The sequence below is a fragment of the Acidovorax sp. GW458-11-26-14-TSB4 genome (assembly GCF_059423865.1).
The window spans coordinates 164,799-178,638 of sequence record NZ_JBWKYR010000004.1 but is presented as its reverse complement, the minus strand read 5'-3'; the positions used below and the strand labels follow the sequence as shown (position 1 = coordinate 178,638).

At 67.7% G+C, this 13,840-nt stretch carries 14 protein-coding genes; 8 read left to right on the top strand and 6 right to left on the bottom strand.

Going from position 1 to position 13,840, the window contains the following annotated elements; translation table 11 throughout:
* The first annotated feature begins 54 nt into the window (after positions 1 to 54).
* Together ompR and AC07X5_RS11360 are read left to right on the top strand one after the other, a co-directional pair.
* A complete protein-coding gene (gene ompR, locus AC07X5_RS11365) occupies positions 55 to 786 on the top strand; it encodes an osmolarity response regulator transcription factor OmpR (protein WP_409955135.1) in 732 nt (243 codons plus the stop codon).
* 12 nt (positions 787 to 798) lie between these two features.
* Positions 799 to 2,331 carry a sensor histidine kinase family protein gene (locus AC07X5_RS11360; protein ID WP_494770233.1) on the top strand — a complete coding sequence of 511 codons (1,533 nt, stop codon included), beginning with the start codon at positions 799 to 801 and terminating at the stop codon, positions 2,329 to 2,331.
* Between the two features lie 88 nt (positions 2,332 to 2,419).
* Here AC07X5_RS11360 and AC07X5_RS11355 read toward each other — a convergent pair whose 3' ends face one another.
* The 3 genes from AC07X5_RS11355 to AC07X5_RS11345 are packed head-to-tail and all read right to left on the bottom strand — an operon-like array spanning position 2,420 to position 6,675.
* Positions 2,420 to 4,102, bottom strand: a complete 1,683-nt coding sequence (locus tag AC07X5_RS11355) for an AMP-binding protein (protein ID WP_494770232.1) — start codon at positions 4,100 to 4,102, stop codon at positions 2,420 to 2,422.
* Between the two features lie 31 nt (positions 4,103 to 4,133).
* Entirely contained in the window at positions 4,134 to 4,574 is a 441-nt protein-coding gene (locus AC07X5_RS11350; RefSeq protein WP_494770231.1) for a nuclear transport factor 2 family protein, read from the bottom strand.
* Between the two features lie 31 nt (positions 4,575 to 4,605).
* Positions 4,606 to 6,675, bottom strand: coding sequence for an oxidoreductase (locus tag AC07X5_RS11345; RefSeq protein ID WP_494770230.1), 2,070 nt, complete (start codon positions 6,673 to 6,675; stop codon positions 4,606 to 4,608).
* Positions 6,676 to 6,820: 145 nt separating this feature from the next.
* Here AC07X5_RS11345 and AC07X5_RS11340 point away from each other — a divergent pair, with 145 nt between their 5' ends.
* Together AC07X5_RS11340 and AC07X5_RS11335 are read left to right on the top strand one after the other, a co-directional pair.
* Complete coding sequence (locus tag AC07X5_RS11340) at positions 6,821 to 7,375, top strand: PadR family transcriptional regulator (RefSeq protein WP_409958545.1); 555 nt, start codon at positions 6,821 to 6,823, stop codon at positions 7,373 to 7,375.
* Positions 7,376 to 7,391: 16 nt separating this feature from the next.
* A complete protein-coding gene (locus AC07X5_RS11335) occupies positions 7,392 to 8,033 on the top strand; it encodes a hypothetical protein (RefSeq protein ID WP_494770229.1) in 642 nt (213 codons plus the stop codon).
* Between the two features lie 15 nt (positions 8,034 to 8,048).
* Here the strand turns inward: AC07X5_RS11335 and AC07X5_RS11330 are convergent, their stop codons facing one another.
* A complete protein-coding gene (locus AC07X5_RS11330) occupies positions 8,049 to 8,513 on the bottom strand; it encodes a hypothetical protein (protein ID WP_494770228.1) in 465 nt (154 codons plus the stop codon).
* Positions 8,514 to 8,561: 48 nt separating this feature from the next.
* Entirely contained in the window at positions 8,562 to 9,473 is a 912-nt protein-coding gene (gene gcvA, locus AC07X5_RS11325) for a transcriptional regulator GcvA (RefSeq protein WP_494770227.1), read from the bottom strand.
* A gap of 126 nt (positions 9,474 to 9,599) precedes the next feature.
* Between gcvA and AC07X5_RS11320 the strand changes: the two genes are divergently transcribed.
* Positions 9,600 to 10,391, top strand: coding sequence for an SDR family NAD(P)-dependent oxidoreductase (locus AC07X5_RS11320; protein ID WP_494770226.1), 792 nt, complete (start codon positions 9,600 to 9,602; stop codon positions 10,389 to 10,391).
* A gap of 182 nt (positions 10,392 to 10,573) precedes the next feature.
* Here the strand turns inward: AC07X5_RS11320 and AC07X5_RS11315 are convergent, their stop codons facing one another.
* Entirely contained in the window at positions 10,574 to 10,924 is a 351-nt protein-coding gene (locus tag AC07X5_RS11315; protein ID WP_494770225.1) for a hypothetical protein, read from the bottom strand.
* Between the two features lie 289 nt (positions 10,925 to 11,213).
* Here AC07X5_RS11315 and AC07X5_RS11310 point away from each other — a divergent pair, with 289 nt between their 5' ends.
* The 3 genes from AC07X5_RS11310 to nikR all read left to right on the top strand — a co-directional run bounded on the left by AC07X5_RS11310 (position 11,214) and on the right by nikR (position 13,779).
* A complete protein-coding gene (locus AC07X5_RS11310; RefSeq protein ID WP_409958533.1) occupies positions 11,214 to 12,185 on the top strand; it encodes a ferritin-like domain-containing protein in 972 nt (323 codons plus the stop codon).
* Positions 12,186 to 12,355: 170 nt separating this feature from the next.
* A complete protein-coding gene (locus tag AC07X5_RS11305) occupies positions 12,356 to 13,204 on the top strand; it encodes a ZIP family metal transporter (RefSeq protein ID WP_494770431.1) in 849 nt (282 codons plus the stop codon).
* A 104-nt stretch (positions 13,205 to 13,308) separates the two neighbouring features.
* On the top strand, positions 13,309 to 13,779 hold the full coding sequence (nikR, locus tag AC07X5_RS11300; RefSeq protein ID WP_494770224.1) for a nickel-responsive transcriptional regulator NikR: 471 nt from the start codon (positions 13,309 to 13,311) through the stop codon (positions 13,777 to 13,779).
* Positions 13,780 to 13,840 lie beyond the last annotated feature (61 nt).

Below are 13,840 nucleotides of genomic sequence, written 5' to 3'. Positions count from 1 at the left end.
TGCGGCTGCAAGTGGTCAGAATCGGCTCTGTTACAAATTGGACTTGGGATCAACATGGCCACAACAACCAACCGCACCGACAAGATTCTCGTCGTGGACGACGACGCACGCATCCGTGACCTGCTGCGCCGCTATCTCACGCAGGAAGGCTTCGAGGTGATGGTCGCCGAAGACGGCAAGGCGCTGAACCGCCTGCTGCTGCGCGAAACGGTGGACCTCATCGTGCTCGACCTGATGATGCCCGGCGAAGACGGCCTGTCCATCTGCCGCCGCCTGCGCGCCGCCAACGACCGCACCCCCATCATCATGCTCACCGCCAAGGGCGAGGACGTGGACCGCATCGTGGGCCTGGAAGTGGGTGCCGACGACTACCTGGGCAAGCCCTTCAACCCGCGCGAGCTGCTGGCCCGCGTGCACGCCGTGCTGCGCCGCCGCCCTGCGCAGGAGGCGCCGGGTGCCCCCTCGGGCGACAACGAGGTGGTCAACTTCGGCCCCTTCACCTTCGACCTGGGCACCCGCGCCCTGCAGCGCAACGGCGAAGAACTGCCCCTGACCACCGGCGAATTCGCCATGCTCAAGGCCCTCGTGCGCCACCCGCGCCAGCCGCTGTCGCGCGAAAAACTGGCCCTGCTGGCCCGGGGCCGCGAGTTCGAGCCCTTCGACCGCAGCCTGGACGTGCAGGTCTCGCGCCTGCGCAAGCTGGTCGAGGTGGACGCCGCCGCGCCGCGCTACATCCAGACCGTGTGGGGCGTGGGCTATGTGTTCGTGCCGGACGGCACGAGCTGATAATCGAGGGATATGTCCATTTCCGGCGCAAAGGCGCGGCCTGTACCGCGCGCTTCCCCACCCGAGCCCGCGCCGACAGACGCCACCAGCCCCGCCCCGCTCGAGGCGGTTCGGCTGGCGCGCGAGCAAAAGGCGCGCGTGGGGCTCAACCTCTTCTGGCGCACCTTCTTCCTGCTGGCCCTGCTGCTGGTGGGCAGCATCCTGGCGTGGCTGCAGACGCTGCGCGCGCTCGAGTTCGAGCCGCGCACGCTGCACACGGCGCAGCAGATCGCCTCGCTGGTGAACCTGAGCCGCGCGGCGCTGGTGCACTCGGATGCCATCGCGCGCGTCTCGCTCATCAAGACCATGGCCGACCAGGAGGGTGTTCGCATCCTGCCGCGCGAGCCCAAGGACCAGTTCGCGCTGCTCGACGGCACGGCGCTGGGCAACCGCCTCACCGACGAGCTCACCCAGCGCCTGGGGCCCGACACCATCGTGGCCCAGAGCGTGAATGGCGAGCCCGGCCTGTGGGTGGGCTTCAACATCAACGGCGACCCCAACTGGCTGCTGATGGACCGTTCGCGCTTCAGCCCCGCGGGCGGGCGCACCTGGCTGATCTGGCTCATCACCGCGGGCGCGCTGTCGCTGGCGGGGGCGGCGGCGATCGCACGGCTGATCAACCGGCCGCTCAAGCAGCTGTCGTACGCCGCCAACCGCGTGCGCGACGGCGATTTTGCCGCCAGCCACCTCGATGAAGAGGTGGTCACCAGCGAGATCCGCGAGGTGAACATCGGCTTCAACCGCATGGCGCAAAAGCTGGCCAAGCTCGAGCAGGACCGCGCGGTGATGCTGGCCGGCATCTCGCACGACCTGCGCACCCCGCTGGCGCGCCTGCGCCTGGAAACCGAGATGAGCGTGAACGACGACGTGGCGCGCGAGCACATGGTGGCCGACATCGTGCAGCTCGACGCCACCATCGACAAGTTCCTCGACTATGCGCGGCCCGACCACGTGACGCTCACGCCGGTCAACCTGCATGCCGTGGTCTCGTCCTGCGTGTACGCGGTGCAGGACCACCGCGAACTGCAGATCAGCATGACCATCCCCGAGGACCTGAACGTGCTGGCCGACGAGGTGGAACTGGCGCGCGTGATCTCCAACCTGCTGGAGAACGCACGCCGCTACGGCAAGGGCGACGACACCGGCGTGGCGAACGTGGACATCGCCGCCAAGGGCCGCGAGAACTGGGTGCTGGTGAAGATCCGCGACCACGGAGTGGGTGTGCCGCCCGAGCAGCTGTCCAACCTGACCAAGCCCTTCTTCCGCGGCGACTCGGCACGCACCGCCGCCGCCGGCGCGGGGCTGGGCCTGTCCATCGTGGACAAGACGGTGCAACGCATGGGCGGCATCTTCGCGCTGGCCAACAGCAGCACTGGCGGCCTGGTGGCCCACATCCAGCTGCAGCGCGCCAGCGAACTGCCCGACGGCATGGACCCCAAGCAGCGCCTGCAGCGCCCGGCCGTCAAGCGGCAGCTGCCGCGCCGGCGGGCGGAAGACAAGGTATAGAACGCCTGCTTTTGCGCACTGGAAAAAGAGGACCGCGCCGTTCAGGCCCGGTCCTTTTTTTGGCTGCGCCAACCTGCGCCAAGGCCCGTCAGGCCGCCTCGCGCAGCGACGCCCGCAATATCTTGCCCACCGGCGACTTGGGCAACTGCTCGCGGAAGATGATCTGCCGCGGCACCTTGTAGGCCGTGAGCTGGGTGCGGCAATGGCGCTCCACGTCTTCGGCCGTCAGCGCCGGGTTGCGCGGCACGACGAAGGCGCGCACGGCCTCGCCGGTGCCGGCGTCCTGCACGCCGATGACGGCAGCCTCGGCGATGTCGGGGTGTGCAGCCAGCACGTCTTCCACCTCGTTGGGGTAGACGTTGAAGCCCGAGACCAGGATCATGTCCTTCTTGCGGTCCACGATGCGGATGAAGCCGCCCTCTTCCAGCTGTGCGATGTCGCCCGTGTGCAGCCAGCCATCCCGGATCGCGCTGGCGCTGTCTTCCTGCGCATGCAGGTAGCCGGCCACGACCTGCGGTCCCTGCACCAGCAGCTCGCCGCGCTGGCCCTGGGGCACGTCGCGCCCCAGGTCATCGACCACGCGCACCCGGCAGCCCGGCATGGGCACCCCCACGGTGCCCAGGCGCGGCGTGGCCGAGGGCGGGTTGCACGAGACGATGCAAGACGTCTCCGTCATGCCATAGCCTTCGATGATGGGACAGACCAGCGCCTGCCAGGCCTGCGCGGTCGACGTGCGCAAGGCCGTGCCGCCCGAGAACGCATAGCGCAGCCTGGGTGGCCTGGACTGGAACCAGGGCTCGGCCAGCAGGCCGGCGAACAGCGTGTCCACCCCGGCGGTCCAGTGCACCTCGAAGTGCTCGAAAGTCTTTTGCAGGTTGGCCATGGGGCGCGGGTTGGGCACCAGCAGATTGCGCGCCCCCACCTGGAAGAACACCAGAAAGTTCACCATGAAGGCGAACACGTGGTACATGGGCAGCATGGTGAGCATGGTCTCGCCGCGCTTGGGCCCATCGTAGGCGTCGAGAAAGTCGCGCGTGATGCGCAAGGTTGCCAAAATATTGCTGTGCGTGATCACCGCGCCCTTGCTGCGCCCGGTGGTGCCGCCCGTGTACTGGTACACCGCCACGGAGTGGCTGCGGTGCTCGATGGGTACCAGTGCCTGGCCCTGTGCCAGCGCGTCGACCATGCGCGGCAGCGTTGCCGCAGCGGGTTCGGCAGGCCCGGCCATCTTGGCGCGGATGGCCGACGCCACGGGTTCGTCGAAAAAGTCCCACAGGCTGGCCGTGAGCACGGGCAGGCCCGGCGCCTGGGCCACAGGCTGCGCCACCGGCAGGAACAGGTCGCACACCAGCAGCAGGCGCGCGCCGCTGTCTTCGAGCTGCAGGCGCAGCTCGCGGCCGGTGTACAGCGGGTTCACATTGGTCACGATGAGACCGGCCTTCCACGCGCCGAACACTGCGATGGGATAGTGCAGGCAGTTGGGCAGTTGCAGCGCGAGCACCTCGCCCGCCTGCAGGCCCTGCTCGCGCACCAGCCAGGCGGCAAAGGCGTCCGACAAGGCATCGATCTCCCTAAAGCTGCGCACCACATTCGCCCCCGTGGGCAGCACCAGGGTGAACGCGGGCTGGTCCCCGTGGGCGGCCGCGGCCTGCGTGGCCAGTTGCGCGGCATTGGCGGGCAACGCCGCCAGGTCGAGCTGGTAGTTGCGCAGGGCTGGCGGGTACGTACTCTCCCAGGGCGTGGACGTTGGCGGCGCGGTCGTGGCGGTCATGGGTTTTGTCTCCGGTCTCTTGTTCTTGTGCTCAGGCCTTGGCTTTGAACGCTGGCAGCTTGTCGCCCAAACGCGCACCCATCTCGGCACCGAGCGCCTGCAGCCCGCTCAGGGGGCGCACCATGACTTCGAACTCCGTGATCTGCCCCTGCTCGTTGAAGCGCACCAGATCGATCCCCTTGAGTTGCTTGTCGCCCACGCGCGCGCTGAACTCCAGCACGATGTTCAGGCCGTCGTCGGTGGCCAGTTGGCGGTGGTAGGTGAAGTCTTCGAACACCTGGATCACGGTGGACAGGGCCAGCATCAGCGCCGGGGCCGAGCTGTAGGCCGTGTTGGCCATGGGCGAGCGGAACACGGCGTCGGGGTGCACGATGGACAGCAGGTTCGACAGGTCGCGGCTGGCCACCATGTGGTGCCAGGTCTCCAGCGAACGGGCGGCGGCGGGGTGGATGTTCTTCGGGGCTTCGGTCATGGCATGTCTCCTGGGGGTTGTCGAGAATCAATCAGATGCGGGCGGCGAGCGTCGTGCCCTGCAGGATGGCGCGCTTGGCGTCGAGCTCGGCGGCCACGTCGGCACCGCCGATGAGGTGGGCGCTCTGGCCCTCAGCCACCAGCGCGTCGTACAGCGCGCGCAGCGGCTCCTGGCCGGCGCAGACCACGATGTGGTCGACATCGAGCACCTGGGGTGCGCCGCCATCGATGGTGATGTGCAGGCCCGCGTCGTCCACGCGCTCATAGGCCACGCCCGAGCTCATGCCCACGTTGCGCGCCTTCAATGAGGTGCGGTGGATCCAGCCCGTGGTCTTGCCCAGCTGGTCGCCCACCTTGCTGCTCTTGCGCTGCAGCAGGTGCACCTGGCGCGCGGGTGCCTCCACCTGGGCCGGGCGCAGGCCACCGGCCTGCGCATACGCGGGGTCGATGCCCCACTCCGCATTGAACTTGGCGGGTGCCAGCGCGCCGCTCTCGCCCTCGTGCGTAAGGTACTCGCCCACGTCGAAGCCGATGCCGCCGGCACCGATGATGGCGACTCGCCTGCCCACGGGCTTCTTGTCGCGCAGCACGTCCAGGTAGCTCAGCACCTTGGGGTGGCCGATGCCCTCGATGTCGGGCGTGCGCGGCTGTATGCCCGTGGCCACCACCACCTCGTCATAGCCCTGGCCCGCCAGGTCGTTCGCCTCCACGCGGGTGGAAAGGCGCACATCCACGCCATGCAGCTCCAGTTGGCGGCGGTAGTAGCGCAGGGTTTCGTAGAACTCCTCCTTGCCCGGCACCTGCTTGGCGATGTTGAGCTGGCCGCCGATCTCGGCCGCCGCATCGAACAGCACCACCGCATGGCCGCGCTGCGCGGCCGTGACGGCAAAGCTCAGCCCGGCCGGGCCGGCGCCGACCACGGCAATGCGCTTCTTGGCGACCACCGGGGCAATGACCAGTTCCGTCTCATGGCAGGCACGGGGGTTGACCAGGCAGCTCGTGATCTTGCCGCCGAAGGTGTGGTCCAGGCAGGCCTGGTTGCAGGCGATGCAGGTGTTGATCTCGTCGGCCCGGCCCTGGCGCGCCTTGCGGACGAAGTCGGCATCGGCCAGCAGCGGCCGCGCCATCGAGACCATGTCGGCCACGCCCTCGGCCAGCAGGCGCTCGGCCACCTCGGGCGTGTTGATGCGGTTGGAGGTGATCAGCGGTATGCCCACCTGCCCCATCACCTGCTTCGTCACCCACGCATAGGCCGCGCGCGGCACCTTGGTGGCTATTGTGGGGATGCGCGCCTCGTGCCAGCCGATGCCGGTATTGAGGATGGTGGCGCCCGCCGCCTCGATGGCCTGGGCCAGCTGTATCACCTCGGCCAGCGTGGAACCACCCTCCACCAGGTCGAGCATGGACAGGCGGTAGATGATGATGAAGTTCGGCCCCACGCGCTCACGCGTGCGCCGCACGATCTCCACCGGAAAGCGCATGCGGTTGGCATAGCTGCCGCCCCATGCATCGTCGCGCTGGTTGCTGCGCGCGGCGATGAACTCGTTGATCAAATAGCCCTCGGAGCCCATGACCTCCACGCCGTCATACCCCGCATGCTGGGCCAGCGCGGCGCAGCGCGCGAAGTCCTCGATGGTCTGCTCCACCTCGTCGGCCGTGAGCGCGTGCGGCACATGGGGGTTGATGGGCGCACGCAGCGCGCTCGGGGCCACCAGGTCGCGGTGGTAGGCATAGCGGCCGAAGTGCAGGATCTGCATCGCGATCTTGCCGCCCTCGGCATGCACGGCCTCGGTTACCTTGCGGTGCTGCTCGGCCTCGTGCTCGTTGACCAGCATGGCCCCGCCCTGCATGGGCCGGCCGCGCTCGTTGGGCGCAATGCCGCCGGTCACGATCAGCCCCACCTCGCCGCGCGCCCGCTCGGCATAGAACGCGGCCATGCGCTCGAAGCCGCGCTCCACCTCCTCCAGCCCCACGTGCATGGAGCCCATGAGCACGCGGTTCTTGAGGGTGGTGAAGCCCAGGTCCAGCGGGGCATGCAGATGCGGATAGGGGCTACCGCCACCGGCAAGGGGAGCCGGGGCAGGTTTCAGGACGGCGCTCATCGTGGGTCTCCTTGTGTTTATACAACCAGTTGCACAAATATAGCGAGCATCCTGCCTTTATGCAACTGGTTGCAGAAACAATGGAGAGCGCTCCCGATTCAGGCAAGATGGCGGATTCCGCACTTTCCGCCGTTCCTGCTGTCCGATGTCCCTGCCCCATGCCCTTCTCACCGCCCTGGTCGAGCACCCCTGCTCGGGCTCGGAGCTTGCCGAGCGCTTCGACAAGTCCATCGGCTACTTCTGGCACGCCACGCACCAGCAGATCTACCGCGAGCTGGCGCGGCTGGAGGAAGCACTCTGGATCGAGGCCCTGCCGGCCGAGACCGGCCGCGGCCGCAAGCGCCAGTTCCGCCTGCTGCCCGCGGGCCGCAAGGAGCTGCGCCGCTGGATCGCCGAGCAGAACGACCCCACGCCCCTGCGCGACGAGCTCATGGTGCGCCTGCGCGCCGAGGCCGCCGTCGGCCCCACGGGGCTGGAGAAGGAAATCGCCCGCCTGCAGGCCATGCACCAGGACAAGCTGGCCGTCTACCAGCGCATCGAGCAGCGCGACTTCATCGGCAAGGAACCGAGCCGCGAGCGCCGCCTGCAGCACCTGGTGCTCAAGGCCGGCATCCTGCAGGAAGAGCTGTCGCTGGCGATTGCGAAAGAGGCGCTGGAGATCCTCCGCGATGCCACGACCACCCCACCAACCAAAAGATGAAAGGACACGATTGCCCATGCCCCACCCCGACATGGAATGGATGAATCTCTTTGGCCTGTGCTACACCGATGAGGCGGTCACCGACTTTCTCTCAAAACAGCCACCCCACAAGGCCGACAAGCCCAGCGATGGCAGCCAGTATGTGGTGTGCGAGCAAGGCGGCTTCGACCTGCTGTTCGACACCCGCCATGTGCAAGCATCCTCCACCAGCAAGCGGCAGGACCGCAGGCTCTCGGGCATCTTCTTCTACAACGACGGGGTGGACAAGCACCAGCGCTACCCGGGTCCGCTGCCGCTGGGCTTTGACTTTGCCGATGGCCGGCCGGGCCTGCTGCACAAGCACACGCCCGAGCGCACCTGGGTCATCGGCGAAGGCCGCGTTCCCGTGGACCACCCCGAGCCCGACCATGACCGCTGGGACTTCGCGCCCCTGCAGGTCAGTGCGCACTACGGGGACGATGGCGTTGAGATCCTCTACTTCGTGGTGAGCCAGCCCAGCGGCAAGCCTGAATGGAAACCAGCAGAGACTTGGCAGTCCCTCGCGCTGTTGCCCGACCGCAAGGCCGACGCCATCAAGCTGTACCGCGAGAAGCACAACGTGGGCGTCGCTGAAGCCAAGCGGGCGGTGGAGCAGCACGCGGCGCAGGCCGCGCGCTAGGGACTATCCCCCGGCTCAGGCAAACACCTGTGAGACCACCACCTGCCGGATACGCTGCTCGTCCGAGGTGAAGCACAGCAGCACCCGCTTGTCCTCCAGCAACCAGCGGTCGTTCTTCAGGCTGCCCTTACTGGTCCATTCGGGTTCGCCCAAGCGGGCCCTCGCCTGCGCGCGGGTCCATGCCATGTCGATGCCCAGGGGCATGCCCTCCATGGCGCCTCCCGGTTCGGCAGGGTGGATGAAAAAGCTGGCCAGCACCAGCTCCCCTTTGGCAAAGCGCTCGGCCTGCGGCAGCTCGCTGGCCCGGGTGAAGAAGAGCTCGATCTGCGGCTGCGCAATGACCTCCACGTTCGTGCCACGCTCGTCACGGGGCGGCCTTGCGATGGGTTGCCCAATGCCCAGAGACTGCAGGTAACTCACCACGGCCGGGGCGTTTTCGGACTGTCCCAGCAGGTCCAGTGCATTCTTGAAAATATCCATGAGGGTCTCTCCGTTTCCTGAATGGTTGCGTTGGATCGAGGGGTGGAGTCATCGCCGCGCCTCTTCGTCCAGCCAGTCCCGGAACGCTACGAGCCGCGGCAGGCTCGCGCATTCGGCCCGGTAGACCACGTAGTAGGCCAGGGGCGATGCAAAGGCGATGCCCGGGAACAGCCGCACCAGGCGCCCGGCGGCCACGTCGTCGTGCGCCATCACGCTGCGCGCCAGGGCAATACCCTGGCTGTCGATGGCCGCCTGCAGCACCGCGGCGGAGTTGTTGATCTTGAGGCCCCGCCGGGGCGCCCGGCCGGCCACGCCCGCGTGGCGCAGCCAGCCGTCCCAGGTGGGGAAGCCCGAGGACCCGTCCATCGACAGGTCGTGCACCAGCGTGTGCTCCAGCAGGTCGGCGGGCTTGCGCGGGCGGGTGCGCTGTCGCGCCAGGGCCGGCGCGCACACCGGGTACACATCTTCGGCCATGAACGGCTGCGCCACCAGGCCGGGCCAGTGGCCCGCGCCATAGCGCACGCCCACGTCGATGCGCTGGGCCACGAAGTCCACAGGCTTGAGGCTGGTGTCCAGGCGCACGTCGGTATCGGGCCAGGCGGCATGGAAGCGCTCCAGGCGCGGCAGCAGCCATTTGGCCGCGAACGAGGGGCTCACGGTCACCGTGAGCACGCCGCTGGCCGAGCCTTCCTTGAGCCGCTCCAGCCCGAGAGACAGGCGGTCGAAGCCTGCACGGATGTCGGTGAGCGCGCGCTCGGCCGCATCGGTCGCGGTCAACCGGGCCCGGCCGCTGCTGCTGCGGTGGAACAGCGGCGTGCCCAGCCAGTCCTCCAACGCACGCACGAGCTGGCCGACCGCGGCGGGCGTGACGTGCAGCTCCTCGGCCGCGGCCGAAAAGCTCTGGTGGCGCGCGCTGGCTTCAAAGGCACGCAGGGCGTTCAGGTGCACGGGCAGCTTCATACTCGGTTGGGATAGTTTTTCTTTCTGGTCGCGACACTTTATCCCGTTTGCCGCCAGATGCAGCGGCCGGAACAATCACGCTCCATCGAACAGATCTTCTTTTACTCCCCACAGAAAGATTTCAGCATGAATCAACCATCCATCCAGCACAAGGCCTTCCAGGGCCGCAAGCTCCTGGTCGTCGGCGGCACCAGCGGCATGGGCCTGCAGACGGCCCGCACCGTGCTGGCCCAAGGCGCCAGCGTGGTCATCGTCGGCCACCGCGAAGACAAGGCCGGGCAGGCACGCGCCGAACTCGCGGCCGTGGGCCCGGCCACGGCATTGACCGCCGACCTCACCAGCGCCGAGGGCCTGGCCCGCTTGCTGAAGGTGCTCGGCGAGCAGCACGGCGACATCGACCTGCTGGTCAACGCAGCCGGCGTGTTCTTCCCCAAGCCCTTCCTGGAGCACCAGGATGCGGACTACGACCAGTACATGCAGCTGAACAAGGCCTTCTTCTTCATCACCCAGAAGGTGGCCGCCGCCATGGTGGCGCGGGGGCGCGCTGGCGCCATCGTCAACATCGGCTCCATGTGGGCGCGCCAGGCGATTGCAGCCACGCCGTCGTCGGCCTACTCCATGGCCAAGGCAGGTCTGCACTCGCTGACCCAGCACCTGGCGATGGAGCTGGCGCCCAAGGGTATCCGCGTGAATGCCGTATCGCCCGCCGTGGTGCAGACCCCCATCTATGAAGGCTTCATCCCCAAGGCCGAGGTGCACAGCGCGCTGCAGGGCTTCAACGGCTTCCACCCCATCGGCCGCGTGGGCGCGCCCGAGGACGTGGCCGAGGTGATCGCCTTCCTGCTCTCGGACAAGGCCGCCTGGGTGACCGGTGCGGTCTGGGACGTGGACGGCGGCGTGATGGCGGGACGGAACTAGCGCCTGTCAACACGAATTTCGGGGTCGCGAAATCAGTGTTAGCAGGCCCTAAACGGCTGCGCACCGTGCGCTGACCATGCACATGGCAAATGACGACCGACGCGGGCGCCGTCGTGGACTTGTAGCCAGGCCAGGCGCGGCTGCGGATGGTGCTGACAATGAACGAATGCTGTTGGGCAGCCTCAGCGCTTGCCGCCAAACATCGCCCGCAAGCAAACGGCAATGGGAAGCGCCAGGAGCATCACGAAGACGGCCAGGGCCATCCCGGGCAACTCACCTCCATCTGCCAGAAGCCCATTGGTTTCAAAGAGCTTGCGGTCACTGCCGAACAGCGCAATGGACATGGGATAGGCCGTGAACCAGCAAAACAGTTCCAGGCACGCAAACCCCAGCCATTCGCCCGGGCCGTCTGGATGCCATGCGATGGCAGCGCCAACACCCATGGCGATGATGGGCACGCACCACAGCACGGTGCAGACCCGGAGAAACAACGGGTCTGCAGCAAGCCGCTTCAGATAGGCAAGAAATTCCATGGAATGGCGCTGTGCCGCCAATGCGGCGGCGCTGTCTCCACCACCCAGCCTCACGACCAGGTGGCGTACAGGCCATTGTAGGGATGCGGGACAAAACCCGGACGGCATCTTCTCCTACAAACCAGCGCGCATCCGGCTTCGTACTCAAAGGGAGACCACATACAAGCACCGCACGGGCCGCCCGGGATGGGTGATCTCACACGGAGGGCACGCCCTCGAATCCCAATGGCACCGGCTGGTCTGCAAAGGGCATTTTGTCCCTGTTTGCGCAGTCTTCAGGAGAAGCTTCATGTCTGATTCCTCGAACATCATCGACGTCTTGCAGCAACGCGCGGACAAGCGCGCGGACCGTCGGCACTTCTTTCGCAAGAGCGGCGGCTTCGCGCTCGGCATGGCCGGCGGTGCCGTGCTGACCGCCTGTGGCGGCGGTGGTGGCGATGCCATTGCCCAGGCCTTCAAGCCGACCGACGTGGAGATCCTCAACTTCGCGCTGAACCTCGAATACCTCGAATCACAGTTCTACCAGTACGCCGTGTTCGGCACCGGCCTGCCTGCCGCCATGCTGGGCGGCGCGGGCACCCAGGGCGCCGTGACGGGCGGGCGCGCCGTGGCCTTCAAGGACCCGGTGGTGGCCCAGTACGCCCGCGAGATCGCCAAGGATGAGCAGGACCATGTGCGCTTTCTGCGTGCGGCGCTGGGCTCGGCCGCGGTGGCGCAGCCGGCCATCGACATCGGCGGCACCGACCCCAACGGCGCGTTCTCGGTGGCGGCGCGGGCGGCCGGCCTGGTGGGGCCGGGCCAGGCGTTCGACCCCTATGCCAGCGACGAGGCCTTTTTGCTCGGCGCCTTCATCTTCGAGGACGTGGGTGTCACTGCCTACAAGGGCGCCGCGCCGCTGATCGAGAACAAGACCTACCTGGAGGCCGCCGCCGGCATCCTGGCCGCAGAGGCCTACCACGCCGGGCTGGTGCGCACGGTGCTGTACTCCAAGGGCCTGGCCACGCCCTCGCTGCGCAGCTCGGCCGACTCCATCGCCAAGGCGCGTGATTCGCTGGACAACAGCAAGTCGCAGGACCAGGGCATCACGGGCTCGGCCGACATGTCCAACATCGTGCCGCTGGACGAGAACGGCATCGCCTACAGCCGCACGCCGGACGACGTGCTCAACATCGTCTACCTGACCAAAGAGGCAGCGAACCGCGGCGGCTTCTTCCCGTCCGGCGTCAACGGCAATATCAACCTGAGCAGCGCCTTCGCCTGACCCAGGCAGTGCCACAGCAACCCGCGCCCGTGTGCCTTGCAGGGGCGCGGGTTGCGCGCGCACGCCCAGGAATATCCCGCCCTCTTTGACAGGACACCGCCATGAACAAGCTCGACACCCCCGCACCGTTCACTGACACCTCCCGGGCGGGCCCGCTGCGATGGCGACAGATGCTGGGTTTTGCCATCGTGGCGGCAGGCGCGCTCATCCTGCTGCACGCGGCCTGGCACAGCCTGGCGGCCAGCGACCCGCGCATGCAGGGTGCCCTGCTGGGCGGCACCATGGCGGCGCTGGCCACGGCCCTGGGTACCGTGCCGGTGCTGCTGTCGCAGCAGTTCTCGCAGCGTGCGTACGACTCCATGCTGGGCTTTGGCGCGGGCGTCATGCTCGCGGCCAGCTCCTTCTCGCTGGTGATACCCGCGCTGAACGCGGCCAAGGCGCAGGGTGCCGGCGGCTGGGGCGCGGGCGGCATCGTGGGCATGGGCATCCTGGTGGGCGCGGCGCTGCTGCTGGCCATCGACCGGGCCGTGCCACACGAGCATTTCGTCAAGGGGCTCGAAGGACCCCAGGCCCGGGCGATGAAGCGCGTGTGGCTGTTCGTGCTGGCCATCAGCCTGCACAACCTGCCCGAGGGCCTGGCCATCGGCGTGGCCTTTGCCGGGCCCGATGCGCTGGGCGCGCAGGCGCTGGCCACCGGCATCTCCATCCAGGACGTGCCCGAGGGCATGGTGGTGGCACTGGCCCTGCGCAGCGTGGGCTACGGGCGCGTGCTCTCGGCCGGGCTGGGCGTGCTGTCGGGGCTGGTGGAGCCCCTGGCCGCCGTGTTCGGCGTGCTGGTCATCGGCCTGTCGGCCAGCCTGCTGCCCTGGGGCCTGGCGGTGGCGGCCGGTGCCATGCTGTTCGTGATCAGCCACGAAATCATCCCCGAATCGCACCGCAAAGGGCACGAGGCCTACGCCACGTGCGGGCTGATGCTGGGCTTCGTGATCATGATGCTGCTGGACACGGCGCTGGGGTGAACAGACACCGATACGCCATCTGGCGTATTTAAGATCAAATTGCGTTTCCTCATACTCGGGACCGCAGCGTGCCAATGGGGGCGCACTGCGGCCTTTCTCTTTCCATGGAACGCTTCACCATCTCCCTCGACGACCAGCTCGCGCACGAGTTCGATCACCTGATCGCCGATCGCGGCTACGGCAACCGCAGCGAAGCGGTGCGCGACATCCTGCGCGTGCACCTGGCGCGGCTGCGCGAGACGCAGGACCAGGACGGGCCCTGCGTGGCCAACCTCTCGTATGTCTACAACCACCACGAGCGCGAACTCTCCGAGCGGCTGGCCGGCCACCAGCACGATCACCACGAGCTGACCATTGCCAGCACCCATGCGCACCTGGACCACGAACACTGCATCGAGACCGTGCTGCTCAAAGGCCCGGCCAGCGCCGTGCGCCGCTTTGCCGACACCCTGATGGCAGAGCGCGGCGTGCACCATGGGCAGTTGAATCTGGTGATGGCCGAGGCCGGGCAGTCGCCCGCACACCAGCACCTTCCCTACGGCAAGGCCGGCAAGCCTGCCCGGCACAGGCACTGATACCCCGCTGCGCAGCGCATCTGCACAACCAGGACTTGGCTTGCGCCCCTTTGTAAGACAA